The sequence below is a fragment of the Actinomadura rugatobispora genome (assembly GCF_055379765.1).
Window position 1 is genome coordinate 7,206,108 of sequence record NZ_AP029191.1, and the last position, 25,182, is coordinate 7,231,289.

At 73.9% G+C, this 25,182-nt stretch carries 22 protein-coding genes; 15 read left to right on the top strand and 7 right to left on the bottom strand.

Features of this window, described 5'->3' with window-relative positions; translation table 11 throughout:
- Positions 1–224: 224 nt before the first annotated feature.
- Genes egtA through egtD form a run of 4 tightly spaced genes read left to right on the top strand, consistent with a single transcriptional unit; the run spans position 225 to position 4,642 of the window.
- On the top strand, positions 225–1,490 hold the full coding sequence (gene egtA / locus ACZ466_RS32270; RefSeq protein ID WP_378282475.1) for an ergothioneine biosynthesis glutamate--cysteine ligase EgtA: 1,266 nt from the start codon (positions 225–227) through the stop codon (positions 1,488–1,490).
- A complete protein-coding gene (gene egtB / locus ACZ466_RS32275) occupies positions 1,487–2,851 on the top strand; it encodes an ergothioneine biosynthesis protein EgtB (RefSeq protein WP_378282527.1) in 1,365 nt (454 codons plus the stop codon). Before egtA ends, egtB begins: the two co-directional genes overlap by 4 nt.
- Positions 2,851–3,663, top strand: a complete 813-nt coding sequence (gene egtC / locus ACZ466_RS32280) for an ergothioneine biosynthesis protein EgtC (RefSeq protein WP_378282474.1) — start codon at positions 2,851–2,853, stop codon at positions 3,661–3,663. Before egtB ends, egtC begins: the two co-directional genes overlap by 1 nt.
- Positions 3,664–3,688: 25 nt before the next feature.
- Complete coding sequence (egtD, locus tag ACZ466_RS32285) at positions 3,689–4,642, top strand: L-histidine N(alpha)-methyltransferase (protein ID WP_378282473.1); 954 nt, start codon at positions 3,689–3,691, stop codon at positions 4,640–4,642.
- Between the two features lie 4 nt (positions 4,643–4,646).
- On the opposite strand, the gene ACZ466_RS32290 is transcribed toward egtD, so the two are convergent.
- The gene (locus ACZ466_RS32290) at positions 4,647–5,399 is read right to left on the bottom strand and encodes an SGNH/GDSL hydrolase family protein (protein WP_378282472.1); all 753 of its coding nucleotides are present in this window, start codon (positions 5,397–5,399) and stop codon (positions 4,647–4,649) included.
- A 284-nt stretch (positions 5,400–5,683) separates the two neighbouring features.
- Between ACZ466_RS32290 and ACZ466_RS32295 the strand changes: the two genes are divergently transcribed.
- Positions 5,684–6,808, top strand: a complete 1,125-nt coding sequence (locus tag ACZ466_RS32295) for an acyltransferase family protein (RefSeq protein ID WP_378282471.1) — start codon at positions 5,684–5,686, stop codon at positions 6,806–6,808.
- A gap of 204 nt (positions 6,809–7,012) precedes the next feature.
- Here ACZ466_RS32295 and ACZ466_RS32300 read toward each other — a convergent pair whose 3' ends face one another.
- On the bottom strand, positions 7,013–7,534 hold the full coding sequence (locus ACZ466_RS32300) for a cysteine dioxygenase (RefSeq protein WP_378282470.1): 522 nt from the start codon (positions 7,532–7,534) through the stop codon (positions 7,013–7,015).
- Positions 7,524–8,435 carry an amidohydrolase family protein gene (locus ACZ466_RS32305; protein ID WP_378282469.1) on the bottom strand — a complete coding sequence of 304 codons (912 nt, stop codon included), beginning with the start codon at positions 8,433–8,435 and terminating at the stop codon, positions 7,524–7,526. The genes ACZ466_RS32300 and ACZ466_RS32305 overlap by 11 nt, the downstream gene beginning before the upstream one ends.
- A 114-nt stretch (positions 8,436–8,549) precedes the next feature.
- On the opposite strand from ACZ466_RS32305, the gene ACZ466_RS32310 reads away from it, so the two are divergent.
- Entirely contained in the window at positions 8,550–9,551 is a 1,002-nt protein-coding gene (locus ACZ466_RS32310; RefSeq protein WP_378282468.1) for a LacI family DNA-binding transcriptional regulator, read from the top strand.
- A gap of 6 nt (positions 9,552–9,557) precedes the next feature.
- On the opposite strand, the gene ACZ466_RS32315 is transcribed toward ACZ466_RS32310, so the two are convergent.
- Genes ACZ466_RS32315 through ACZ466_RS32325 form a run of 3 tightly spaced genes read right to left on the bottom strand, consistent with a single transcriptional unit; the run spans position 9,558 to position 13,595 of the window.
- Positions 9,558–11,015, bottom strand: coding sequence for an aromatic amino acid ammonia-lyase (locus ACZ466_RS32315; protein WP_378282467.1), 1,458 nt, complete (start codon positions 11,013–11,015; stop codon positions 9,558–9,560).
- 58 nt (positions 11,016–11,073) lie between these two features.
- A complete protein-coding gene (locus tag ACZ466_RS32320) occupies positions 11,074–12,585 on the bottom strand; it encodes an HAL/PAL/TAL family ammonia-lyase (protein WP_378282466.1) in 1,512 nt (503 codons plus the stop codon).
- A gap of 8 nt (positions 12,586–12,593) precedes the next feature.
- The gene (locus ACZ466_RS32325; protein ID WP_378282465.1) at positions 12,594–13,595 is read right to left on the bottom strand and encodes an ornithine cyclodeaminase family protein; all 1,002 of its coding nucleotides are present in this window, start codon (positions 13,593–13,595) and stop codon (positions 12,594–12,596) included.
- 182 nt (positions 13,596–13,777) lie between these two features.
- Here ACZ466_RS32325 and ACZ466_RS32330 point away from each other — a divergent pair, with 182 nt between their 5' ends.
- From ACZ466_RS32330 to ACZ466_RS32345, 4 genes are all read left to right on the top strand, one after another.
- Positions 13,778–14,863, top strand: a complete 1,086-nt coding sequence (locus ACZ466_RS32330; protein WP_378282464.1) for an ABC transporter ATP-binding protein — start codon at positions 13,778–13,780, stop codon at positions 14,861–14,863.
- Positions 14,860–15,534 carry an ABC transporter permease gene (locus ACZ466_RS32335; protein ID WP_378282463.1) on the top strand — a complete coding sequence of 225 codons (675 nt, stop codon included), beginning with the start codon at positions 14,860–14,862 and terminating at the stop codon, positions 15,532–15,534. The genes ACZ466_RS32330 and ACZ466_RS32335 overlap by 4 nt, the downstream gene beginning before the upstream one ends.
- Before the next feature lie 73 nt (positions 15,535–15,607).
- Positions 15,608–16,297: an ABC transporter permease gene (locus ACZ466_RS32340; RefSeq protein WP_378282462.1), complete on the top strand. Its 690-nt coding sequence runs from the start codon at positions 15,608–15,610 to the stop codon at positions 16,295–16,297.
- A gap of 13 nt (positions 16,298–16,310) precedes the next feature.
- A complete protein-coding gene (locus ACZ466_RS32345) occupies positions 16,311–17,234 on the top strand; it encodes an ABC transporter substrate-binding protein (protein WP_378282461.1) in 924 nt (307 codons plus the stop codon).
- Between the two features lie 22 nt (positions 17,235–17,256).
- Here ACZ466_RS32345 and ACZ466_RS32350 read toward each other — a convergent pair whose 3' ends face one another.
- Positions 17,257–18,018, bottom strand: coding sequence for an IclR family transcriptional regulator (locus tag ACZ466_RS32350; RefSeq protein ID WP_378282460.1), 762 nt, complete (start codon positions 18,016–18,018; stop codon positions 17,257–17,259).
- 93 nt (positions 18,019–18,111) lie between these two features.
- On the opposite strand from ACZ466_RS32350, the gene hutH reads away from it, so the two are divergent.
- The 5 genes from hutH to ACZ466_RS32375 all read left to right on the top strand — a co-directional run bounded on the left by hutH (position 18,112) and on the right by ACZ466_RS32375 (position 25,130).
- On the top strand, positions 18,112–19,656 hold the full coding sequence (gene hutH, locus ACZ466_RS32355; RefSeq protein ID WP_378282459.1) for a histidine ammonia-lyase: 1,545 nt from the start codon (positions 18,112–18,114) through the stop codon (positions 19,654–19,656).
- Positions 19,657–19,668: 12 nt separating this feature from the next.
- Positions 19,669–21,402 carry a urocanate hydratase gene (gene hutU, locus ACZ466_RS32360; protein WP_378282458.1) on the top strand — a complete coding sequence of 578 codons (1,734 nt, stop codon included), beginning with the start codon at positions 19,669–19,671 and terminating at the stop codon, positions 21,400–21,402.
- Positions 21,403–21,521: 119 nt separating this feature from the next.
- A complete protein-coding gene (locus ACZ466_RS32365; protein ID WP_378282457.1) occupies positions 21,522–22,718 on the top strand; it encodes an allantoate amidohydrolase in 1,197 nt (398 codons plus the stop codon).
- A gap of 10 nt (positions 22,719–22,728) precedes the next feature.
- Positions 22,729–24,090, top strand: coding sequence for a formimidoylglutamate deiminase (locus ACZ466_RS32370; protein ID WP_378282456.1), 1,362 nt, complete (start codon positions 22,729–22,731; stop codon positions 24,088–24,090).
- 137 nt (positions 24,091–24,227) lie between these two features.
- Positions 24,228–25,130: a hypothetical protein gene (locus ACZ466_RS32375; RefSeq protein WP_464041772.1), complete on the top strand. Its 903-nt coding sequence runs from the start codon at positions 24,228–24,230 to the stop codon at positions 25,128–25,130.
- The last annotated feature ends 52 nt before the right edge of the window (positions 25,131–25,182 follow it).

Here is a 25,182-nt window from a genome sequence, read left to right on the forward strand (position 1 = left end):
GCCGAACGGACCGGTCGGGAGGGGGACTCTAGCGCACGGGGGTTAAGTCTGAGAAGTCCGTGACTGTCCGGGCGTGTCGGGTCTTACGGAGAGTAATGATTCATCTCACGTATGCCAGGTTCACTGAGATTTCCGGAAGATTCTGGTGATCGGTTGATTGGTGATGCGGTTCAGCCGGGAAGGTCTCGAACTCGCCATCGGAATATCGGAGTGAGGGGGAGTTCATGGCCGGACTCACCGTCGACGAGGTCTACCGGTACATCCGCGGGGTCTGCTTCAAGAACGGCCCGCCCGGCACCGTGGGAGCGGAGACCGAGTGGTTCGTCCTCGACGCCGCCGCCCCCGGCGCCACCGTGCCGGCCGCGCGGCCGCAGGCCCTGCTGGAGGCGGCGGGACCGCTTCCGCACGACTCCAAGATCACCTACGAGCCGGGCGGGCAGCTCGAGCTCAGTTCGCTCCCGTTCCCGGGGCCGGCCCGGCTGCACCGTGCGCTGGCCGCCGACCTGGACCATGTCCGCGCCGCGCTGGCCGGGGGAGGGCTCGTCCTGGCCGGGCACGGCGTCGACCCCGTGCGGCCGCCGCACTTCCAGGCCGAGCATCCCCGCTACCGGTCCATGCGCAGCTACTTCGACTCCGGCGGGTTCGCCGACGCCGGGGCGGCCATGATGTGCTCGACCGCCTCGGTCCAGGTGTGCCTGGACATCGGCGCCGACGCCGCCGACGCCGCCCGGCGGTGGCGGCTCGCGCACGCGCTCGGCCCCGTCCTGGTCTCGGCGTTCGCCAACTCGCCGCTGCGCGGAGGGCGCCGCACCGGGCTGCGCTCGACGCGGCAGGCGGTCTGGACGGCGCTGGACCCCTGCAGGACGCTTCCGGTCCACGCCGTGCCTGGACCGGGCGCCTCCGACGGGGAGGACCCCTGGGAGTCCTGGACGCGCTACGCCCTGGACGCCCGCGTGATGGCGCTGCGCACCGAGGCGGGCGACTGGGTGGCCGATCCCGGCATGACCTTCGGGGAGTGGGTGGCCGAAGGCGAGCCGGGGCTGGAGGATCTCGGCTACCACCTGTCCACCCTGTTCCCGCCGGTCAGACCGCGCGGCTGGCTCGAACTGCGCATGATCGACGCGCTGCCCGACCCGTACTGGCCGGTCCCGGTCGCGGTCGCCGCCGCGCTCCTGGACGACCCGCGGGCCTCGGCGGAGGCGGAGGCCGCCACCGAACCGGTCGCCTCCCTCTGGGAGGAGGCCGCGCGCTGCGGGCCCGACAGCCCCGCGCTGGCCGAGGCCGCGCGGCAGTGCTTCGCCGCCGCGCTGGAGGCGCTGCCGAGGATGGGCGCCGCCGAGCTCGTCCCGGTGGTGGAGGAGTACGCCCGGCGGTACGTGGACCGGGGCCGCTGCCCCGCCGACGACTTCCCGACCGACTTCGCTAGCCCGGGGGCGGAGGCAGAGTGTGACCTGCCCGAGGAGACGGAGAGACTGACATGGCCGCGATGAGCGCCCCCGGATCGCCGGGCGGGCTGAGAGCGGCGCCGGGCTCGCTGGACGAGCCCGCGCTGAAGGAGCTGATCGCCGCCGAGCTGGGCGCGGTCCGGGACCGCAGCCTGGGCCTGACCACCGGGGCCCTGGACGCCGCCGAGCTGACCGCGCAGGTGTCGCCGCTGATGTCCCCGCTGGTCTGGGACCTGGCGCACGTCGGCAACTACGAGGAGCTGTGGCTGCTGAGGGCCGCCGCCGGAGTGGAGGCGATGCGGCCGGAGATCGACGACCTGTACGACGCGTTCGAGCACCCCCGCGCGGAACGGCCGCGCCTGCCGCTGCTCCAGCCCGAGGAGGCACGCGCCTACATCGCGACGGTCCGTTCCAAGGTGCTGGACTCTTTGGACTCGGTCCGCTTCGACAAGGGCGACCCCCTCACCAGGGGCGGGTTCGTGTACGGGATGGTCGTCCAGCACGAGCACATGCACGACGAGACCATGCTCGCCACGCACCAGCTCCGCAAAGGGGCCCCGGCCCTGCTCGACCCGCCCGGCGCCTTGCTGGACGCCCACGCCCCTGGCGCGGCCGGCGAAGTCCTCATCGAGGCGGGCCCCTTCGAGATGGGCACCTCGGACGACCCCTGGGCCTACGACAACGAGCGTCCGGGCCACATCGTGGACCTGCCCGCCTACTACATCGACACCGAGCCGGTGACCAACGCCGACTACATCGCGTTCATCGAGGCGGGCGGGTACGACGACCCGCGCCACTGGCATCCCAAGGGATGGGAGTGGCGCTCCGAGAGCGGCAAGCGCGCGCCCGGGTTCTGGTCGCGCGACGGGGGCGGGCCGTGGCTGCGGCGGCGCTTCGGCCGTACCGAGCCGCTCCCGCTCGACGAGCCGGTGCAGCACGTGTGCTGGTACGAGGCGGACGCCTACGCGCGGTGGGCGGGCAAGCGCCTCCCCACCGAAGCCGAGTGGGAGAAGGCCGCGCGCTGGGACCCGGCCGCGGGCCGCTCCCGCCGCTACCCGTGGGGCGACGTGTACGAGGAGGGCCGCGCCAACCTCGGGCAGCGACTGCTGCGTCCCGCCGAGGCCGGGTCGTACGAGTCGGGGGCGTCCGCGTACGGGGTGCGCCGCCTCGTGGGGGACGTCTGGGAATGGACGTCCTCCGACTTCCACGGCTACCCGGGCTTCCGGTCGTTCCCCTACAAGGAGTACTCGGAGGTGTTCTTCGGGCCCGACTACAAGGTGCTGAGGGGCGGTTCCTGGGCGACCCACCCGCTGGCCGTGCGCGGCACGTTCCGCAACTGGGACTACCCCATCCGGCGGCAGATCTTCGCCGGCTTCCGCTGCGCCCGCACCGCCGGGGCCGCCTGATGTGCCGTCACCTCGGATACCTGGGGCCGGCCCGCACGCTCGCCTCCCTCATCTACGAGGGGGAGTACTCGCTGGAGCACCAGTCGTACGCGCCCCGCATGACCCAGGGCAACCTCCTCAACGCCGACGGGTTCGGCGCGGGCTGGTACCACGGGGACGGCGGCCGCGCGGTGCGGTTCCGGCGGGCGCAGCCGATCTGGGCCGACCCCTCGTTCCGCGAGATCGCCGAGGTCACCGAGACCACCTGCGCGGTCGCGGCGATCCGCTCCGCCACCGTCGGGTTCCCGGTGGACGAGTCGTGCGCCCAGCCGTTCCGCGCCGCCGCCGGCGGGCGGGGCCGCTTCTTCAGCCACAACGGGAAGATCGAGGGGTTCGCGGGGATCGAGGGCAAGCTGCGCGAGCTGGCCGGGGACGTCGCCGCCGTCCCCGACGCGCGGGCGCCGGTCGACTCGGCCCTGCTGTTCGCCCTGGCCGCGCGGCTGTGGCGGGACGGCCGCACGCTCGGCGACGGCCTCGCCGAGACCGTCCGCGAGGCCGCGGCCCTGTCGCCCGGCCGCTACAACCTGCTCGCCGCCGACGGCACGGCGCTGGCCGCCACCACCTGGGGCGACTCGCTGTTCGTCCGGGAGCGCGGCCACACCGCCTGGCGGGTCGAGCAGGCCACCGGGGCGCCGGTGAAGGACCGGCCCCGGCTCCGGGAGGTGTGGATCTCCTCCGAGCCGCTCGACGACGACCCCGGTTGGCGGCCCGTGCCCGAACGCTCGCTCGTCACCGCAGACCTGGCGTCCGGCGTGCACGTCACCCCGCTGTGACGCCGTCCCTACCGAAGGAGGCTCCGTGGACCGGTTCCTGACCGCCGACGACCTTGCCAAGACGCTCCGCCAGGACGTACGGGAGGGCCTGGAGGCCACCCCGAAGACCCTGCCGCCCAAATGGTTCTACGACGAACGGGGCAGCGAACTCTTCGAGGAGATCACCAGGCTGGAGGAGTACTACCCGACCCGCCGCGAACGCGAGATCCTCATCGCCCGCGCCCCGGAGATCGCCGCCGCCACCGGCGCCCGGACGCTGCTGGAGCTGGGCGCCGGATCGGGCGAGAAGACCCGGCTCCTCCTGAACGCCCTGAACGGCACGCTGCGCTCGTACGTGCCGGTGGACGTCAGCGGCGACTTCCTGGAGGAGGCGGCGGCCCGGATCGCCGCCGACCATCCCGGACTGGAGGTGCGGACCGTCGTCGCCGACTACGAGCAGCACCTGCACCTGCTGCCCGCGGGCGAGCGGCGGCTGGTGGCCTTCCTCGGCGGCACGATCGGCAACATGCCGCCCGCCGACCGCCTCGGCTTCCTGACCGGGCTGCGCGCCACGATGGGCCCCGGGGACGCGCTGCTGCTGGGCGCCGACCTGGTCAAGGACGAGGCACGGCTGGTCGCCGCCTACGACGACGCGGCCGGGATCACCGCCGAGTTCAACCGCAACGTGCTGCACGTGATCAACCGTGAGCTGGACGCCGGCTTCGACCCGTCGGCCTTCGAGCACGTGGCCGTGTGGAAGGAGGCAGAGGAGTGGATCGAGATGCGGCTCCGCTCCACCCGCGACCAGACCGTCCGGATCGGCGGCCTGGACCTGGAGATCGCGTTCGCGGCGGGCGAGGAGATGCGCACCGAGATCTCCGCCAAGTTCCGCCGGGACCGCCTGGAGGCCGAACTCGGCAGGGCCGGCCTGGCACTGGCCGGATTCTGGACCGACGAGTCGGGCGACTTCTCCCTCAGCCTCGCCCGCCCCGCCGCCTAGCCGGTCACGACTGCGCGGGGTGCGCCAGCCCCAGCCGCTTGAGGCTCTCGACCAGGCGGGTCGCCAGGTAACGGTGGCCCTCCTGGTTGGGATGCGTCCCGTCCCGCTGGATGAGCCGCGCGGCGTTGCCGGTGCCGTGCGCGCGGTTCCCGGTGATCCACTGCTCGGCGATCGGATCGATGAACGGCATCCCGAGCTGCTGGGCCACCTGGCGCAGCGCGTCCCGCACCGCCAGCGCCCCCTGCGGCGGGGACTGGTTGCCCCAGATCGGCCCGAGCACCGCGATCCGCGAGTCGGGCCACCGCCCGCGGGCCCGTTCGAGCAACTCGTGCGCCGCCGCGCCCACCTCCTGCGGCGGGTACGACCAGTCGTTGTGGCCACCCGAGACGATCAGCAGATCGGGCGCGGGCCGCCAGCCGAGCTGGCTCTCGTACAGCGTGCCGAACGTCCGCCGCACATGGCTGCCCGCGATGAACCCGGTACCGCCCTGCCCCGCCAGGACGGGCTGCCACCCCAGCAACCGCGCGGTCGCGGCCGCGTAGGTGTACTCGGGGAAGCTGCCGCGCTCGCCGACCGTGTAACTGTCGCCCAGGAACATCACCAGGGGCGTGGACGAGGCGACGGGACTGGTGCTGGCCGCCGCCGGACTGGAGTTCTGCGCCGGCTCGTCGCCGAACGCGCCGCACCCGGTGGCCGGGAAGGAGGCGAGGCACAGCGCAAGGAGCGCCGCGCCGCGACGGGCGCGGCGAGAGGTCATGGGGGGACCACCGGTCTTCCGTGAGGAGGGGTGTCGTCCCGATTTTAGAAGAATCCGTGGCCGCGTGCGCACACTACGTTTCATTGTGGGGGGACGACCCCGCCTGCCCGTCCCTCCACTCCGCCGGCGTTCCGCTCCGGGCCGGACAGTTGCGGCGGTCGCTCCTCCGCTGAACCTGTGCTCATACCCTCTTGTCGCTCGGGCATGCGTCCTACACCTGGCGTTCACCGGGGGCTCATTCCGGGGTCCCTGGTCGGCCACCCGGTGACGCGAGGGTCTCGCGGGTGACACGACACGACCGCCGCCTGCGCGAACTGGATCTGCTGCGCTTCCTGGCGGCCATGGCGGTGGTGCTCTTCCACTTCACCGGGTTCAAGGGCGCCGGGCCGTGGCCGGAGCCCTCGCTGGAGCTGTTCCCGGGGGCGGGGGCGATCACCCGGTACGGGTACCTGGGCGTCGACCTGTTCTTCATGATCAGCGGGTTCGTGATCCTGATGAGCGCGTGGGGGCGCAGCCCGGGCGAGTTCGGGATCTCCCGGGTGGTGCGGCTGATGCCCGCCTACTGGGCCGGGGTGCTGATCGGGCTGGTCATCTACCTCGGGTTCCGGCTGGGCAACGGGGTGCCGGGCCTGGTGCTGCCCAACCTGTCGATGCTGCAGGCGGGGCTCGGGCTGAAGAACATCGACGCGGTGTTCTGGACGCTCTGGGTGGAACTGCACTTCTACGTGCTGATCGGCGCGCTGGCCGCGATCAGGATCACCTACCGCAGCTGCCTGGTGTTCATGGCGGTCTGGACGCTCGCCGGAGTGTTCGCCGACGAGGCTGGCAACAAGTTCCTCCAGGTCATGCTGATGCCGACGTGGAGCCCGTACTTCGTTGCGGGCATGGCGCTGTTCCTGATGTACAAGTTCGGTCCGACGCTGCTGCTGTGGGGGTACGTCGGCGTGTCCTGGCTGCTGGCCGTGCACTGGAGCGCGTGGCGGACCGGGCACGTGTTCACGACGGCGAACGAGAACGTGGTCGCGGTGGCCGTCACGCTCATCTTCGCGGTGATGATCCTGGTGGCGACCGGGCGGCTGCGGTGGCTGCGCTGGAAGGGCCTGACGGTGCTCGGGGCGCTGACCTACCCGCTGTACCTGACGCATTCGCAGGTCGCGCTGCCGCTGCTGAAGCACGTCTACCCGGGCCTGAACCGCTATGCCGCCCTGGTGCTGGTCATCGCGGTGTCGCTGGCGGTGGCGTACGCGGTGTACCGCCTGGTGGAGAAGCCGGGGCAGGCGTGGATGCGGGCCAGGCTGCGCGAGTCGCTGATTCCGATCCGCGGCGGCGACGGGCGGGAGGAGACCGCGGCGGTGGTTCCGCAGCCGCGGGCCGCGGACGAGACGAAGGCGGAACTCGTCCGGCCCTGACCCTGCCGCGTGCGGCCCGGGGGCGGCACGCCATGATCGTGTGGTGGTGGCGTGCGTGCCCGGGCCGGTGCGGAGGCGCGGGCGCGCCCGTCCCCAGAAAAATCGGCAGACGGTGTGACGTTCATGGAGCGGCCGGCGCTGTCATGAGTAGAGGGCGGGCCAGTCCGGTCAGAGCGGGGATCGGGCGGCGCGCCCTCCCCAATTTCAGCCGGGGTCCAGGGGACGCAGCTCGTCGGCGTAGCTGACCGAGGTGCGGCGCATGAGGCCGTCCTCGGCGATGGTGTACTGCCCGAGCCGCCACAGCGGGGGCGAGTAGGCGTGGAGGGACACGCTGGTGTCGGCCGCGCCCACGAGCCTGTGGATGTGGTCGGGGCCGAAGCAGAACGAGGTGTTCTCCGGCACGAGTGTCTTGATGTGGAGCCCGCCTATGCGCGGGTTGCACTCCTCCAGTGAACCGGCCACGACCCGTACGGCCCCGGAGGAGATGTCGTGGTCGTGCCAGCCGGTGTCGTTCTGCGGGGTCCAGCACAGCAGCCACACGTCGACGTACTCGTCCCGGTGGAGCGAGGCGTAGTGGCGGCGGTCGGAGGAGAAGCGGACGTGCTGCCGCCACAGTTCGGGCTGTTCGGCCAAGGCGTCGACGAGTGCGCGCAGTTCGTGCTTGCCGAGGGCTCGGGCGGGCAGGCCCTTCCAAACCGTCCGACGTGCCTCCGCCTCAGCCTGCATGGGGTCGCTCCTCTCTCTTCAGAAGGCGGTGGGGGTTGGTCACGCGGAAGGCGTGATGGGCGGCCTCACCCAGGGCCAGGTCGCGGGGGGCCGCATAGGGCCGGTCCGTGCCGTGGACGATCACGTCGACGCCCAGGGCCCGTACGGCGGAGTCCGCCGCGCGGGGTCCGTAGGAGGACGTCTCCACGAACGCGTCCGGATCGACCGTGCCGCGCCCTCCGCCACGGGCGGCGAGGCGTTCGCCGTGCAGGGGAGCGAGCCCGGCGAGCATGGCGAAGCACACCCTGAGCCGGGGATGGCGCGGGCGGCCGTGGGCGCGGAAGGCGAACCAGGCGGCGTGCATCTGCTGGACGTAGGGCACCAGCGCCGCCCACCACGCGGGCGCTCCGGAGGAGGCCGGGGCCGGGCCGGGGTGGACGAAGAGGGGCAGGTCCCGCTCTTGGAGGAGGTCGAGGAGCGGGGCGCAGCGGTCGTAGCCGTCCGCGTCGGCGAGGGCGGTGGCGGGCAGTTGCAGGCCCGCGACGGGCAGGTCGAGGGCGCGGGCGGTGGCGTCCGCGTCGATCTTCCGCACGCAGGTGGAGGCCCACGCGCCGAACGGCTCGGGCAGTGCGGCGGCGCCCTCGTGGTAGGCGTCCAGAAGCGGCCACGCCTCGCCGGGAGGCAGCCATTCGGCGCCGAGCGGCGTGGAGAGGGAGACCAGGGCGAGGCCGAGCCCGTCCGCGCGGGCCAGGCCGGCGCGGAGGGCGGGGTCGTGGTCGGCCGGATCGACCTCGTAGGGCGGTTCGCCGTCCAGGTGGAGTGTCCAGCCGTCCAGGAAGGGCGGGGTGCGCCGGGCGCGGAGCGCCTCGATCAGCGGGGCGCCCCACAGGTGCTGGTGGACGTCCACGGGCCCCCTGCTCACAGTGCTCCCCATCCTACTGAACCGCATCAGTTAACCGCTTCAGTGAACCGGTTCAGAAGACATCCCGTCAAGTCGTTCCCCGTTCTGTCGCACCGGCCGTCTAGGGTTGGGTGCGTGCCAGAGCGGCGCAAGCGCGCGACCATCCGCGAGGTGGCGCAGGCGACGGGGCTGTCGCCTGCGGCCGTGTCGTACGCGCTGCGCGGGATCCAGACCTCCGAGGAGACCCAGGAGCGGGTCCGCGCCGCCGCCGACGAGCTCGGCTACGAGGCCCATCCGATCGCCCGCGCGCTGGCCAGCGGGCGCTCCGGCATGGTCGGCCTGCTGTGCGGCTCGCTGGAGGACTACTGGCAGCAGTCCCTGGCGGTGGGGATCAGCCGGTCGCTGCTCGCCCGCGACCGCTACGCCCTGATCGTCGACGCCTTCAACGATCCCGCCCGGGAGCTGTCCCTGGCCCGCCAGCTGCGCGACCAGCGGGTCGACGGCCTCATCGTGCAGCCCCTCGACCCGTCCGCGCCGCTGTGGGCCGAGCTGTCGGAGGCGCTCCCGGTGGTCTCCATCGGCGACGCGCTGCACGGCGGGCGCTCCCAGGGCGAGGTGGTCTTCGACAACCGGCGCGGCGTCACGCTCGCGCTGGAGCACCTGCGCGAGCTCGGCCACCGGCGCGTCACGGTGTTCACCCCGACCCTGGCCAGCACCCCGGACCGCCCCGCCGACGTGCACGTCAACGCCGAGGCGGTCCGGCTCGGCCTGGACGTCGAGGTGGTCGTGGCGCCCCAGTCGCTGGCCGAGGCCACCGAGGTCGCGGTCGAGAGCCTGCGCGGCCCCGCCCGCCCCTCGGCGGTCTTCTGCTTCTCCGACTCCATCGCCTACGGCGTCTACGCGGCGACCCGCACCCTGGGCCTGGCCGTCCCCGGCGACGTGGCGGTCTGCGGCTACGACAGCCATCCGATGTCGGCCCTGCTCAGCCCGCCGCTCACCACGGTCGACTGGGACATCGACGGCATCGTGCACTCGGCCGTCCGGCTGGTCGTCGACGTCATCGACGGCAAGCCGCGCAAGCGCCGCGTCGTCCGCGAGCCGTCCCTGCGCGTCCGCGAGTCCACCACCGGCCGCTGACCCGGGTCAGGGGAGGAGGCGGGCCAGGGTGGGGAGGAGGTCGGCGGCGACCGCGATGTCGGTGTCCAGCGGGCGGTCGTCCACCCGCGGGTCCAGCGCCTCGGCGGCCACGCCGTAGGCCGACCGCAGCGGGCCGCCCGCCGGGGGCCGGCCCTGCGTCCGCAGCGCCCGGACGGCCGCGACCAGCTCGCAGCCCAGTGCGATCCGGTACGCGCCCAGCGCCTCGGTGGTGGCGCGGGCCGACTGGGTGGAGAACCCGGCGTGCTCCTCCACGCCGCGCGACAGCACCGCGCTGCCCAGCGCCGCCGGGGTCGCCAGGCGGCGGACGTCGGCGAGCGCCGAGTGCGCCACGTACTCCAGGATCATGATCCCCGACGACGCCTCGGTCGCGCCCTGGAACGGGTAGAGCCCGGTGAACGACGGCTCCGACAGCGTGCCGAGCCGGGCCGCCGACAGCGCCATCGTCTGGAAGAGCGCGGCGCGGGCGGCGTCCAGGGCCAGGCCCGCATAGGCGGTGTGGAAGTTGCCGTTGTGCCAGACGGCGCGGCCCGCCACGTCCACCAGCGGGTTCTCCGCCGCCGCGTTGATCTCCCTGCCGACCACGTCGGCGGCGTAGCCGCCGGCCTCCAGCGCGGGCCCGTGCACCTGCGGGAACGCGCGGTAGCCGTAGGGGTCCTGGATCCGCATCGGGGCCGGCTTCTCGAAGGCCAGCAGCGTCCGCATCGCGGTGGCGACCTCCTGCTGCCCGGGGTGGGGGCACGCCTCGTGCACGGCCGGCGCGTACGGCTCCTCCGAGCCGCGCACGGCGTGCAGCGACAGCGCCGCCACGACGGTCGAGGCCGACAGCAGCGTGCGCAGGTCGGTGACGGCCAGCGCCGACTCCCCGAGCGTGGCGGCGTTGGAGCTGATGAAGGCCAGCGCGTCGGCCGAGCGCAGCCTGAAACCGGGGCCGCGGTGGGGGGCTCCGTCGGGTGCGGGGAGCCAGTGGCGCTCGCCGAGCAGGCACAGCGCGGTCGAGGCCAGCGCGGTCAGGTCGCCGGTGCCGATCGCCCCGTACACCGGGACGGGCGGGAGCAGGCCCAGGTTGAGCACGTCGGCCAGCACGGCCAGCACGCCCGGGTCGACGCCGGAGCCGCCCGCGGCGAGCTGGTTGAGCCGCACGACCAGCATGGCCCGGACGATCTCGGGCGCCACCAGCGGCCCGGCGCCCGCAGCGTGGCTGCGCAGCAGCCGCAGCCCGTGCGCGTCGGCGTCCTCCCACTCCACGCCCACCTCGCGGTTGGCGCCGACCCCGGTGGTGCGGCCGTACACCGGCTGCTCGGCGGCGACCTCGCGGGCCGTCCGCCAGGCCGCGCGGGCCCGTGCCACGCCCTCGGGGGAGACGGCGACCGGCACCTCCTCCCGGGCGGCGCGGGCGACCTGCGCGCAGGTCAGCGCGGTACCGTCGACGACGATGGTCCTCACCCGGCCCACGCTAGTGACCGGCCTCCGGCCGCCGCCGTACGGCGGAAGCGGAGATGTCTCACATGCGAGACATCTCCGCGAGCGTCCGCCTGACCTCGGGGTCGCCGAGGATCTCGGCCGCCACCCGTTCGACATCGCCCCCGGAGGGCCGGTCGTCGTCCAGCCGCGGGACGGCCCGTCGGATCGCCGCGTGCAGGAACGCGGGTCCCCGCCCGAGGACGCCGGGCGACTCCCCGTCCCGGACCAGGTCGACCGCCTGGGCCGCGGCCACCGCCTCGACCGCGATCAGGCGCTCCAGCAGGCCGAGGACGCGGTCCAGCCGCCTGGCCCCGAGGGAGGCGTTGGTGGAGTCGTCCTCGACCATCTCCGCGCCGTACCGGGGATCGGTGCTCACCGGCGCGGACAGCGCCCGGATCTCGGTGACGAGCGCCTGCGCGGTCTTGGCCAGCGGCGCCAGCCCGGAGCGCTCCGGCCCGTGGGGGGACAGGTTCGCCGGCAGCCCGCTGAGCGAGGGCGTCAGGAGCCGCTGCATGCGCGCCGCCGACACCGCCGCCAGCTGGGTCAGCGCCAGGGCCAGGGTGTCGAACGCCAGCGCGAGCGCCGGGGTGTGGAAGTTCCCGGTCGAGAGGATCTCGTCGGCCACGACGAGCGGGTTGTCGCCGCTGCCGTTGAGCTCGGGCTCCAGCGCGGCCCGTGCGAAGTCGAGCGCGGCGTGCACCGAGCCGTGCACCTGGGCGGCGCAGCGCAGGCTGACCGGGTCCTGGACGCGCCGCGCCCGTCCGGCCAGGTCACCGCCGTCGAGCAGCGCGAGCAGCTCCTGTGCCGCCGCGGCCTGCCCCGGCGCGGGGCGGGCGGCCTGGACGCGCGGGTCGAGCACCCCGACGTTGGCCCGGAAGCCCTCGAAGGTGAGCGCGGTCACGGCCTGGGCGAAGGTGAGGGCGGCCGCCGCGTCGTGGACGACCAGCGCGCCGTGCCCGGCGGCGACCGGGCTCGCGCCGCACAGCACGAGGCCGTCCTTGGGCCCGAGCCGCGCCGGGGCCAGACCGGCCCGGCGCAGCGCCTCGGCGCCGTCGAGGACCTCCCCGTCCAGTTCGGCCAGGCCCTCCCCGATCACCACGAGCCCGATGTGCGCGGACTGGCACAGGTCGGCCGACCCGATCGACCCCACCTCCGGCACCACCGGGGTCACGCCCGCGTTCAGCAGGTCCACCAGCAGCCGGGCCACGGCGGGCTGGACGCCGCTGCCGCCGCCCGCGACGCCGTTGACCCGGGCCAGGACGGCGGCGCGCACCACCCCGGCGGGCAGCGGCGCGCCGACGGCGTTGGCGCGGCCCCGGACCGTCCGGACGCTGAACTCGGCCAGCTCCTCGCGCGGCAGCGCGTAGGTCGACCGGCTGCCGAGCCCGGTGGTGACGCCGTAGGCGGGGACCTGCCGGTCGACGGCGCCGTCGACGACGGCGCGGTCGCGCTCCAGGCGGGCGGGCACGTCCGGGGCCAGCGCCACCCGGGCCCCGCCCCGCGCGACCGCAGCCACGTCTTCGCAGGTCAGGGTGCGTCCATCGACGATCACCTGGCCCGTCATGCGTACCGCAGCCGCTGGCCCAGGCCGAGCGCCGCGGCCTTCTCGAGCATGGCGGCGCCGAGCGCGATGTCCGACAGCGACAGCCCCCGGTGCCAGAACAGGGTGGTCTCCGCGTCGTCCTCGCGGCCCGGCCTCGTCCCGGCGACGATCTCGCCGAGCTCGGCGTGCAGGGTGTCCTCGGTCAGCCGGCCCGACTCCACGTGGGCGCGCAGCGCGCCGAACCGGCCGGTGCGGCACTGCCCCCAGTCGTCCACCACGATCTTGTCCATGACGTCGGTCAGCGACAGCTCGACCGCGCTCATCGTGCCGTAGGGGATCACGCACGCGCCTGGAGCGATCCATTCCGTCTTCAGCAGGGGCTCCGGCTCGGGGAGCCGGGACGCCTCCACCACGATGTCTGCGCCCCGCACGCACGACTCCCAGTCGCCGGTCACCGTCACCGGCTTGCCGAGGTCGCGCTCCAGCCGCTCGGCGAACGCGGTCCGGCTCTCGGGGCGCCGCGAGTGCACCCGGATCTCCTCGAACCCGAAGATCCGGTCGAGCAGCCGGACGTTCCAGTACGCCGTGCCGCGCGCCCCGATGTGCCCGAGCACCTTCGACCCGGGACGGGCCAGGTGCCGGGCGCCCAGCGCGGTCACCGCCCCGGTGCGCATCTCGGTGATCGCCGTGGCGTCCAGGATCGCCACCGGCATCCCGGTGCGCGGGTCGAACAGGTTGAGCAGCGCCATCTCCGACGGCAGGCCCAGCTTGTAGTTGTCGACGTAGTCGCCGACGACCTTCACCCCGGCCACGCCCAGCGGCGCGACGTAGCCGCGCAGGACGTTGAAGTGGCCGCGGAACGCCGGGTCGGGCTCCAGGTGGACGCGCGGCTCGATCACGGTCTCGCCCCGGCCCTGCGCGCGCAGCCCCGCCTCGACCGCGTCCAGGATCTCCGCGTCGCCGAGGGCGAGGCGTTCGACGTCCGTGCCGTTGAGGAAGGTGAGCCAGACGGGTTCCATGGCGTCCAATTCAGGCTAATGCGGTCAGTATTATCGGGTTCTCATGGTCACATTCCGGGCACTACATCGTTCTCGACGGCGGGTACGGTCCTGTGACGAACCGCCCGACGTGCGACCATACCGACATTCGATTCCGACATTCGATACAGAAGCGGCGACGATCGCCGCCGGGAGGTGAGTCGTTGATCACCTTTGACGGCGTCTCCAAAAGGTACCCCGACGGCACCGTCGCCCTCGACGAGGTCAGCCTGGAGTGCGAGACGGGCCGGATCACGGTCTTCGTCGGCACCTCCGGGGGCGGCAAGACCACGGCGCTGCGCACCATCAACCGGATGGTCGACCCGACCGCCGGCCGGGTGCTGATCGACGGCGCGGACGTGCGCGACCGGCCGCCCGCCGAGCTGCGCCGCGGCATCGGCTACGTGATCCAGCACGCCGGGCTGTTCCCGCACCGCACCATCGTCGACAACATCGCCACCGTCCCCTACCTGCTGGGCTGGGACAAGAAGAAGGCGCGGGCCCGCGCGCTCGACCTGATGGAGCGGGTCGGGCTCGACACCGGCATGGCCAGGCGCTACCCCTTCCAGCTGTCCGGCGGCCAGCAGCAGCGGGTCGGCGTGGCGCGGGCGCTGGCCGCCGACCCGCCGATCATGCTGATGGACGAGCCGTTCAGCGCGGTCGACCCGGTGGTCCGCGCCGAGCTGCAGGACGAGTTCCTCCGGCTCCAGGCCGAGCTGGAGAAGACGATCGTCTTCGTCACCCACGACATCGACGAGGCGATCCGGCTGGGCGACAAGATCGCGGTGTTCCGCACCGGCGGCAAGCTGGTGCAGTTCGACACCCCCGAGCACCTGCTGGCGCACCCGGCCGACGACTTCGTGGCCGAGTTCATCGGCCAGAACCGCGGCATCCGGAGCCTGTCCTTCGCCAGGGCGGCCGACCTGCGGCTGCGCGACGACGTCGTCGTCAAGGAGACCGCCGCCGGCGTGGACGCCGCCGACTCCGAATGGGTGCTGGTGGTCGACGCCGACCGGCGCCCGCTGGGCTGGGCGCGCACCGCGGAGATCACCGGCACGCCGGGGGAGGCGCCGCTGTCCCCGGTCGGCGGCACCTTCGACGTCGCCACCGACACTGTGCGCGGCGCCCTGGACGCGGCGGTGCTGTCCCCGGCCGGGCTCGCGGTCGGGCTCGGCCCCGACGGCGCGGTCGCCGGCGTGGCCGGCGGCGCCGACCTGCTCGCGGTGCCCACCCACGGCGGCACCGGATGACCGCCCTGGCCGCCGACGGCGAGCCGCTGATCCGGTGGTCCTGGATCGGCGACAACGCCGCCGAGCTGGCCGAGTACACCGGGGTCCACCTGCGGCTGGCGCTGCTGCCCGTGCTGTTCGGGCTGGTCATCGCGGTGCCGCTGGGGGTGGCGTGCCGCCGCTGGGGCTGGCTCTACCCGCCCGCCCTCACCGCGACCAACGTGCTGTACGCGATCCCGTCGCTGGCACTGTTCATGATCTTCGTCCAGTACACCGGGCTGACCGGCAGCACGGTGATGATCCCGCTCACCCTCTACACGCTGGCGGTGCTGCTGCCCAACGTCGTGGACGGGCTCGCGGCCGTCCCCGAGCCGGTCCGGCAGGCGGCCACCGCGATGGGCTTCGGCACGCTGCGCCGGCTCGTCCGGGTGGAGCTGCCCATCGCCGTCCCGGTCGTGATCGCCGGCGTCCGGGTGGCGGCCGTCTCCTCCATCAGCCTGGTCGCGGTCGGCCAGCTGATCGGCCAGGGCGGCCTCGGCTACTACATCACCCGCGGCATGCAGCTGGACTTCCCGACCCAGATCATCGTCGCGATCGTCCTGATCGTGCTGCTGGCCCTGGTGACGGACGCGCTGCTGGTGCTGCTGCAGCGGCTGCTCACCCCGTGGCAGCGGGCGCGAGGGGCGTCATGACCGAGCGGAGCGAGGGAATGATCGCGGTTCTTGCCGGGGGGTGTGGGGGGTCGCCCCCCACAAGGAGGCACGCATGAACGGGCTCTGGAACCAGATCACGCTGGTCGCGGACTGGCTGAGCTCCTCCGCCCAGTGGCGGGGCGACGACGGCATCCCGAACCGGCTGGCCGAGCACCTCACCTACAGCGGCCTGTCGCTGCTGTTCGCCGCCCTGATCGGGCTGGCGCTCGGGCTCCTGGTCGGGCACACCGGGCGCGGCGCGTTCGGGGTGGCGAGCCTGGCCAACCTGGCCCGCGCCATCCCCACCTTCGGCCTGGTGGTGCTGATCGTCACGCTCGTCGGGATCCAGGTCACCCCGGTCGTGGTCGCGCTGGTCGCGCTGGCGGTCCCGCCGATCCTGGTCAACACCTTCGAGGGCGTCCGCGGCGTGGAGGCCGACGCGAAGGACGCCGCGCGGGGCATGGGCATGACCGGCTGGGGGGTGCTGTGGCGGGTCGAGGTCCCGATGGCCCTCCCGCTGATCCTGCTGGGGCTGCGCACCGCCGCCATCCAGGTGGTGGCCACCGCGACCGTCGCGGCCTACCCCGGCCTGGGCGGCCTCGGCCGCTACATCGTCGACGGCCTGTCCCGCAACGACTACGAGATGGTCATCGGCGGCTCGGTCGTCGTCGTGTCGCTGGCCCTCCTCGTCCAGGCCCTGTTCACCGCGCTCCGGCGCCTGATCGTCTCGCCCGGACTGCTGGGCCGGGCGCCCTCCTCCTGAGAGAAGGAACCACATGACTCGCACACTCCGCGGCGTCGTCGTGTCGCTGGCCGTTGCCCTGAGCCTCGCCGCCTGCGGCGGGGGAGGGGGTGACGGCGACCCGCTGTCGGGCGACACCGGCGGCGGTGGCGGCGTCACCGTCGGCTCGGCCAACTTCGTCGAGAGCTCGCTGCTCGCCGAGATCTACGCGCAGGCGCTGGAGGCCAAGAACATCAAGGTCACCCGCAAGTTCGACATCGGGGCCCGCGAGGTCTACTACGACCAGGTCGTCAAGGGCGGGCTGAGCGTCGTCCCCGAGTACAACGGCGCGCTGCTGGCCACCTCGGTCGACAAGAACAGCAAGGCCACCACCCCGGACCAGATCAACGCCGAGCTGAAGGCCAAGCTGCCGCAGTCGGTGGAGATCCTGAACTCGGCGCAGGCCGAGGACAAGGACTCGATCACGGTCACCAAGGCCACCTCGCAGAAGCACAACCTCACCTCGCTGGACCAGCTCAAGAACGTCGCCGGGCAGATGACGCTGGCCGCCGGCTCGGAGTTCAAGACCCGCCAGCAGGGCGCCGTCGGGCTGGAGTCGGTCTACGGGGTGAAGTTCAAGAAGTTCCAGTCGGTGGACGCCGGCGCGCAGAGCACGGTGGTCAAGCTGCTCAAGGACGGCGACATCCAGGCCGCCAACCTCTACACCACCGACCCGTCCATCGCGGCGGAGGGCTTCGTCGTCCTGCAGGACCCCAAGAACCTGTTCGCCTCGCAGAACGTCACGCCGCTGATCTACAAGTCCGCGGTGAACGCCACCGGCCGCGAGGCGCTGAACGCGATCTCGGCCAAGCTGACGACGCAGGACCTGCTGGACATGATGAAGCGGGTCTCGATCGACAAGGCCGACCAGGAGACGGTCGCCAAGGACTGGCTCAAGAAGGCCGGTCTCGTCTCCTGATCCCGACCGGGGACTCCTCGCCTCATGAGGGCGGGCGTCCGCCGAGCCGTGCCGTGAGCTCGGCCGCGGACGCCCGCACCACCCCGGCGAGGTCCGGCCAGGTCTCCTCCGGACGGGTCTCCCGCCGGAACGTCACCGTGATCGCCGCCGTGGGGTGCCCGGTGTGGTCGAACGAGCAGGCCGCGATGCTGGCCAGCCCCTCGGTGATGTAGCCGTCCTCGGTCGACCAGCCGCGCCGGGCGTCCTCGGCCAGGCCGCGGCGCAGTTCGCGCAGCGAGCCCGGCCCGTGCCCCGTGCGGTCCACGAACGGCCCCGGGAACAGCGCCCTGACCTGCGCGGGCGGCAGGTGCGCCAGCATCGAGCGGCCGCTGGCGGTGAGCTGGGCGGGCATCCGCACGCCGACGTCCGTCACGAGGGTGGCGTGCCGGGGCGGCTGCTCCTTCAGCAGGTAGAGGGTCTCGGCGCCGTGCAGGACGCCCAGCTGCGCGATGTCGCCGACCCGGTCGACCAGGCGGCGCAGCAGCGGGCGGGCGAGCCGTTCGAGGGGGCCGTGCCGCAGGTAGGCCGAGCCGATCTCGAACGCCGCGACGCCCAGGCCCCACCGCCGCTCCTCCGGGACGTACGCGACGAAGCCGTCCTCGGCCATCGCGGACAGCAGGTGGTAGGTGCTGGAGCGCGGCAGCCCCAGCTCCCGCGCGATCGCCGAGGCGGGCAGCGGCCCGGCGGCGCCCGCCAGCAGCCGGAGCACCGCCAGCGCCCGCTTCGCGGCCGGTACCTGTCCCATCCGCCCATTGTCTCGCATGTGAGACACAATGCCGCCGCGCGGGCTCCTCCGCGCGGGCCGCCTGCCGTTCCAATGGTGGGTATGCAGAACGGCATGGGGGAAGCACTCGTCGAGGTCGGCCCGGAACCGCCGTCCTTCGACCAGGTCGTGGCGGTCGCACGGGACGGCGCCCGCGTCGCGCTGACCGACGAGGCGCTCAAACTGATCGCCGGGTCGCGGGCGCACATCGAGGAGCTGGCGTCGCGGCCCACGCCCGTCTACGGGGTGTCCACCGGCTTCGGCGCCCTGGCCACCCGGCACATCGCGCCGGAACTGCGCGCGCAACTGCAGCTGAACATCGTCCGATCGCACGCCGCCGGATCAGGGCCGGAGGTGGAGCGGGAGGTCGTGCGGGCGCTGATGCTGCTGCGGCTGCGGACCCTCGCCACCGGCCGCACCGGCGTCCAGCAGGCCACCGCGCGCACCCTGGCCGCGCTGCTCAACGCGGGCATCACCCCGGTCGTCCACGAACACGGCAGCCTCGGCTGCTCGGGCGACCTCGCCCCGCTGGCGCACGTGGCCCTCGCGCTCATCGGCGAGGGGAACGTGCGCGACGCCGCCGGTGAGCTTCGGCCCGCCGCCGAGGCGCTCGCCGCCGCCGGGATCGCCCCGGTCACCCTCGGCGCCAAGGAGGGCCTCGCGCTGCTCAACGGCACCGACGGCATGCTCGGCATGCTGGTGCTGGCCATGCACGACCTGCGCCGCCTGCTCACCAACGCCGACCTGGCCGCCGCGATGACCGTCGAGGCCCTGCTGGGCACCGACCGCGTCTTCGCCGCCGACCTCCAGGAGCTGCGCCCGCACCCCGGGCAGGGCGTCTCGGCCGCCAACCTGCGGGCGCTGCTGGCCGACTCGGAGATCATGAAGTCGCATCGCGGGCCGGACTGCACCCGCGTCCAGGACGCCTACTCGCTGCGCTGCGCCCCGCAGGTGAACGGCGCGGCCCGCGACACCCTCGCGCACGCCGAACTGGTCGCCTCCCGCGAGCTGGCCTCGGCCATCGACAACCCCGTGGTGCTGCCCGACGGACGGGTCGAGTCCAACGGCAACTTCCACGGCGCCCCCCTCGCCTACGTGCTGGACTTCCTGGCGATCCCGGTCGCCGACGTGGCCTCCATGGCGGAGCGCCGCACCGACCGGATGCTCGACCGGGCCCGCTCGGGCGGGCTCCCGGCGTTCCTGGCCGACGACCCCGGCGTCGACTCCGGCCACATGATCGCCCAGTACACCCAGGCCGCGATCGTGTCCGAGCTCAAGCGGCTCGCGGTGCCCGCCTCCGCCGACTCCATCCCCAGCTCGGCGATGCAGGAGGACCACGTCTCGATGGGCTGGAACGCCGCCCGCAAGCTGCGCCGGGCGGTGGACGGGCTCGCGCAGGTCGTCGGGATCGAGATCCTCACCGCCGCGCGGGCCCTGGACCTGCGCCGCCCGCTGCGTCCCGGGCCCGCCACCGCGGCCGTCGTCGCCGCGCTGCGCGAGCACGTCCCCGGCCCCGGGCCGGACCGCCATCTCGCCCCCGAGATCGCCGCCGCCACCACACTCGTCCGCGGCGGCGGCCTCGTCGCGGCCGCCGAGGCCGTCACCGGCCGCCTCTCCTAAGGAGCTCTCGACATGTCCGGTCCCAGACCCGAGTCATTGTGGGGGGACGACCCCCCACACCCCCCGGCAAGAACGCACGACCGCCCTTCGGGCGCTCGGCCGGTCGTGCAGGCGCCGCGCGGCACGAAGCCGTCCAACGCCAAGGGGTGGCCGCAGGAGGCCGCCCTGCGCATGCTCATGAACAACCTCGACCCGGAGGTCGCCGAGCACCCCGACGAGCTGGTCGTCTACGGCGGCTCAGGGAAGGCGGCCCGCGACTGGGCGTCCTTCGACGCGATCGTCCGGTCGCTGCAGGGACTGGAGGGGGACGAGACGCTGCTCGTCCAGTCCGGCAAGCCGGTCGGGATCTTCCGCACGCACGAGTGGGCGCCGCGGGTGCTCATCGCCAACTCCAACCTGGTCCCGCAGTGGGCGACCTGGGAGGAGTTCCGGCGGCTGGAGTCGCTCGGGCTGACGATGTTCGGGCAGATGACCGCCGGATCGTGGATCTACATCGGCACGCAGGGCATCCTGCAGGGCACCTACGAGACGTTCGCCGCCGTCGCCGCCAAGCGTTTCGGGGGGAGCCTGGCCGGGACGATCACGCTGACCGCCGGGCTCGGCGGGATGGGCGGCGCCCAGCCCCTGGCCGTCACCATGAACGGCGGCGTCGCGATCTGCGTGGAGTGCGACCCGTCCCGCATCGAGCGCCGCGTCGCGCACCGCTACTGCGACCGCAGGGCGGAGTCGCTGGACGAGGCGCTCCGCCTCGCCGAGGAGGCCGCGGCCGAACGGCGCCCCCTCTCCGTCGCCGTGCTCGGCAACGCCGCCGACCTCGTCCCCGAGCTGCTGCGCCGCGGCGCCCCGATCGACATCGTCACCGACCAGACCAGCGCCCACGACCCGCTGATGTACCTGCCGCGCGGGGTGGCGTTCGAGGACTGGGCCGCCGAGCGCGACAAGGACCCCGAGGGCTTCGTCTCCAAGGCGCGCGAGTCGATGGCCGCGCACGTGGAGGCGATGGTCGGCTTCCGGGACGCGGGCGCCGAGGTGTTCGACTACGGCAACTCCATCCGCGGCGAGGCGCGGCTGGCCGGGTACGACCGGGCGTTCGCGTTCCCGGGGTTCGTGCCCGCCTACATCCGGCCGCTGTTCTGCGAGGGCAAGGGCCCGTTCCGGTGGGCCGCGCTGTCCGGCGACCCCAGGGACATCCACCGCACCGACCGGGCGATCCTCGACCTGTTCCCCGACAACGAGCCGCTCAGCCGGTGGATCAGGATGGCGGGGGAGAAGGTGCGCTTCCAGGGGCTGCCGTCCCGGATCTGCTGGCTCGGGTACGGCGAGCGCGACAAGGCCGGGGCGCTGTTCAACGACCTGGTGGCCCGCGGCGAGATCAGCGCGCCGCTCGCCCTGGGCCGCGACCACCTCGACACCGGCTCGGTCGCGTCCCCGTATCGGGAGACCGAGGGCATGGCCGACGGCTCGGACGCGATCGCCGACTGGCCGTTGCTGAACGCCATGCTCAACACCTCCTCCGGTGCCACCTGGGTGTCGATCCACCACGGCGGGGGCGTGGGCATCGGCCGTTCGATCCACGCGGGGCAGGTGTGCGTCGCCGACGGCACGCCCCTGGCCGCCCAGAAGCTGGAGCGCGTCCTGACCAACGACCCGGGGTCGGGCGTGATGCGGCACGTGGACGCGGGCTACGACCGCGCCGCCGAGGTCGCCGCCGAGCGCGGCGTCCGCATCCCCATGCAGGAGTTGTGAGCGAGCCGGAGGGGCGCGGTGCCGCCTGGACTGACGAACGCAGGGAGCGAGGAACGAGCGACCGGAGTGAGGAGGGAAGGCGGCGCCAGGAGGCGCCCCGAAGGCGAGCGGGGAACACAGTGAGCTTCGAGGAGATGTGGGCGGCGCTGCTGCCCGTCGGCCGGGACGCGGGTACCGGCGGCTACCACCGGTTCGCCTGGACGCCGCCCGAGCTGGAGTGCCGCGCCTGGTTCCTGGACGAGGCGCGCCGCCGCGACCTGGCCGTCGAACGCGACCGCAACGGCAACCTGTTCGCCTGGTGGGATCCGGACGGAACGCGCGGCGGCGCCGTCCTGACCGGCAGCCATCTGGACTCGGTGCCGGGCGGCGGCGCCTTCGACGGCCCCCTCGGGATCGTGTCCGCGTTCGCCGCGGTCGACCTGCTGCGCGAGCGCGGCGTCCGGCCCGCCCGGCCGATCGGGATCGCCGCGTTCGCCGAGGAGGAGGGCGCCCGGTTCGGGGTGGCGTGCCTGGGGTCGCGGCTCCTCACCGGCGCGATCTCCCCGGAGCGCGCCCGCGGCCTGCGCGACCGCGACGGCCGCGCGTTCGCCGACGTGATCGCCGAGCACGACCTCGACCCCGCCCTGATCGGCCCGGACGAGGACCTCCTCGGCCGCGTCTCCTGCTACGTCGAACTGCACGTCGAGCAGGGGCGCGCGCTGGCGGAGCCGGTCGGGGTCGCGAGCGCGATCGTCCCGCACGGGCGGTGGCGGTTCGGGTTCGCCGGCGAGGGCAACCATGCCGGCACCACTCTCCTGGAGGACCGGCGCGACCCCATGCTGCCGTTCGCTCGCATGGTGCTGGCGGCGCGGGAGGCCGCCGGGCGGCACGGGACGCTCACCACCGTCGGCAGGGTCGAGGTGGTCCCGAACGGCGTGAACGCGATCCCGTCCGAGGTCACCGCCTGGCTGGACGGCCGCGGCCCCGCCGACGACGCCGTGCGGCGCACCGTCGCGGAGGTGCACGAGGCGGCGCGGGACGCGGCGCGCGAGCACGGCGTCGCCGTCGAGCTGGCCGAGGAGTCGTACTCGCCGGTCGTCGACTTCGACACCGCGCTGCGCGACCGCGTCGCCGCCGCGCTCGGCGGGGCGCCCGTGCTGCCCACCGGGGCCGGGCACGACGCGGGGATCCTGGCCGCCCGGCTGCCGACCGCGATGCTGTTCGTCCGCAACCCGACGGGCGTCTCGCACGCCCCCGAAGAGCACGCCGAACCCGCCGACCGCCTCGCGGGTGTCGAGGCCCTCACCGCGGTGCTGGGCGACCTGGCAGGCGGGTAGGAAGACCGATATGCAGTGGCATGCCGAGTTCGCCTGGCTCGGGGACGAGGTGGCCGCCGATGTGCTCCTCGAAGCCGACGGCGAGCGCTTCACCGCCGTGACCCCCGGCGTGCCGGCCCCGCCCGGCACGCCCCGCCTCCCCGGCCTCACCCTCCCGGGACTGGCCGACGCCCACTCCCACGCCTTCCACCGCGCCCTCCGCGGCCGCGTCCAGGCCGACCGGGGAACGTTCTGGACGTGGCGCGAGCAGATGTACAGGGTGGCCGACCGGCTCGACCCCGGCACCTACCGCGCCCTCGCGACCGCCGTGTACGCCGAGATGGCCCTCGCCGGGATCAGCTGCGTCGGCGAGTTCCACTACCTGCACCACCGGCCGGGCGGCGCCCCGTACGACGACCCCAACGCGATGGGCGAGGCGCTGATCGCCGCCGCCGCCGACGCGGGCATCCGCATCACCCTGCTCGACACCTGTTACCTCGCGGGCGGGATCGGGCGCCCGCTCCAGGGCTCGCAGCTGCGCTTCGGCGACGGCAGCGCGGGCAACTGGGCGCGCCGCGTCGACAGCCTGCACGAGCTGACCGGCAAGGCGGGCCGCCGGCACGCCCGCGTCGGCGCCGCGATCCACTCGGTGCGGGCGGTGCCGCGCGAGCAGATCCACGCGGTGGCGGGCTGGGCCAAGGACCGCGGCGCGCCGCTGCACGTCCACCTCTCCGAGCAGCCCGCCGAGAACGAGGCGTGCCGGGACGCCTACGGCATGACCCCCACCCGCCTCCTCGCCGAGTGCGGCGCGCTGGGCGCCCGTACCGTCGCCGTGCACGCCACCCACCTCGAACCCGAGGACATCGGGCTGCTCGGCGCCACCATGACCGGCGTGTGCATGTGCCCCACCACCGAGCGCGACCTCGCCGACGGCATCGGCCCCGCCCGCGACCTGTTCCGCGCCGGGTCGCCGGTCTGCCTGGGCTCGGACCAGCACGCGGTGATCGACCTGTTCGAGGAGGCCCGCGCGGTCGAGCTGGACGAGCGGCTGCGCACCCGCGAGCGCGGCCACTGGTCCGCCGGGGAGCTGCTGGCCGCCGCCACCTGGAACGGCCACTCCGGCCTCGGCTGGCCGGAGGCGGGCCGGCTGGAGCCCGGCGCCTACGCCGACCTGGTCGCCGTCTCGCTGGACTCGGTCCGCACCGCCGGCGCCGGGCCGCGGCACGCCGCCGAGGCCGCGGTGTTCGCCGCCACCGCCGCCGACGTCCGCACGGTCGTGGTGTCCGGGCGCGAGATCGTCCGGGACGGCCGCCACCTGCTCGTCGACGACGTCCCCGGCGCCCTCGGGCGTGCCGTCGCGGTCGTGAGCGGGGCGGACGACCAGGACGTTTGATCTCACAAGAGTGATCTGGTGATTTTCCGTGCGTCGGCGGGCCAAGTGTGGTTCCCTGCATGGTCAGGTTTGTGGAAGATATTCGCTTTACGGGGACGTGGGTTATGTTGCGGCGGTTGCTGCTGCTCTTCGGAGTGATGACGATTGGGTTCGCGGTGCCCGGCACGATGCCGGCCTCCGCGGCGACGGGGCCGGCCATGGTGCTGGATCTGGCGAACGTGCTGAGGGAAGCCGAGATCCGGCCCATCGCCGACTCGATTCCGGGAAGGGTGAAGGTCTACACGACCCGGGTGCCGTCCACCAGGACGGCGATGGAGCAGTGGATCAAGGACCGGCGGACCAGCACCGACACGGTGGTGGTGGGGTACCACCCGACGCTGGACTACCTCTACATCACCGCCAGCGCCTCGTCGGGTTTCACCAACTCCGACCTGTCGGCGGCGACCAGCGCGTTCGGGCGCAGCGCCCGCACCACCCGCGACCCCACGCGCGCCTACGTCGCGCTGCTGCAGTCGCTGCGGGGCAACGCCCCCGCCGGCACCCCGACGACCGACCCGGCGCCGACGCCGTCCTTCTCGGCCCCGACCTACAACCCGCCGGACATCGACACCGACCCCGATGTCAGCACCGGCCGGCGCCGCGGCGGCGGCATCGGCAAGTTCATCATCTTCGGTGTGATCGCGCTGGTGGTCCTGGCCGTCGCCGGTATCGCCAAGCTGGCCACGAGCGGCAACAAGAAGCCGCCGATGCCCCCCGGCCCCGGCGGCCCGCCGATGGGCGCCCCGATGCCCGGTGCCCCGATGCCCGGCGCGGTCCCGCCGCCGCCCGGCCCCGGCGCGCCGTACCCGCCCCAGCCGGGCCACGGCGCACCGCCCCCGCCGCCCGGACAGGGCTACCCGCCGGCCCCGCCCGGCGGAGGCTACCCGCCCCCGCCGCCGGCCGGCCCCGGCTACCAGCAGCCGCCGCCCGCGCCGCCCGGTCCCGGCTACCCGCCGCCCCCGCCCCCCGGGCAGGGCGGCCCGCCGCCGCAGGGCTGGTAACCCGCCGCCGCCGGGCACGACCGGCCGAGTGCCCGGAGGGCGGTCGTGCGTT

Coding starts and splice junctions, on each gene's coding strand:
- egtA (WP_378282475.1), top strand. CDS start 225: ATGGCCGGACTCACCGTCGACGAGGTCTACCGGTACATCCGCGGGGTC.
- egtB (WP_378282527.1), top strand. CDS start 1,487: ATGAGCGCCCCCGGATCGCCGGGCGGGCTGAGAGCGGCGCCGGGCTCG.
- egtC (WP_378282474.1), top strand. CDS start 2,851: ATGTGCCGTCACCTCGGATACCTGGGGCCGGCCCGCACGCTCGCCTCC.
- ACZ466_RS32290 (WP_378282472.1), bottom strand. CDS start 5,399: ATGACCTCTCGCCGCGCCCGTCGCGGCGCGGCGCTCCTTGCGCTGTGC.
- ACZ466_RS32300 (WP_378282470.1), bottom strand. CDS start 7,534: ATGCAGGCTGAGGCGGAGGCACGTCGGACGGTTTGGAAGGGCCTGCCC.
- ACZ466_RS32325 (WP_378282465.1), bottom strand. CDS start 13,595: ATGGAACCCGTCTGGCTCACCTTCCTCAACGGCACGGACGTCGAACGC.
- ACZ466_RS32335 (WP_378282463.1), top strand. CDS start 14,860: ATGACCGCCCTGGCCGCCGACGGCGAGCCGCTGATCCGGTGGTCCTGG.
- ACZ466_RS32340 (WP_378282462.1), top strand. CDS start 15,608: ATGAACGGGCTCTGGAACCAGATCACGCTGGTCGCGGACTGGCTGAGC.
- ACZ466_RS32345 (WP_378282461.1), top strand. CDS start 16,311: ATGACTCGCACACTCCGCGGCGTCGTCGTGTCGCTGGCCGTTGCCCTG.
- ACZ466_RS32350 (WP_378282460.1), bottom strand. CDS start 18,018: ATGGGACAGGTACCGGCCGCGAAGCGGGCGCTGGCGGTGCTCCGGCTG.
- hutH (WP_378282459.1), top strand. CDS start 18,112: ATGGGGGAAGCACTCGTCGAGGTCGGCCCGGAACCGCCGTCCTTCGAC.
- hutU (WP_378282458.1), top strand. CDS start 19,669: ATGTCCGGTCCCAGACCCGAGTCATTGTGGGGGGACGACCCCCCACAC.
- ACZ466_RS32370 (WP_378282456.1), top strand. CDS start 22,729: ATGCAGTGGCATGCCGAGTTCGCCTGGCTCGGGGACGAGGTGGCCGCC.
- ACZ466_RS32375 (WP_464041772.1), top strand. CDS start 24,228: ATGACGATTGGGTTCGCGGTGCCCGGCACGATGCCGGCCTCCGCGGCG.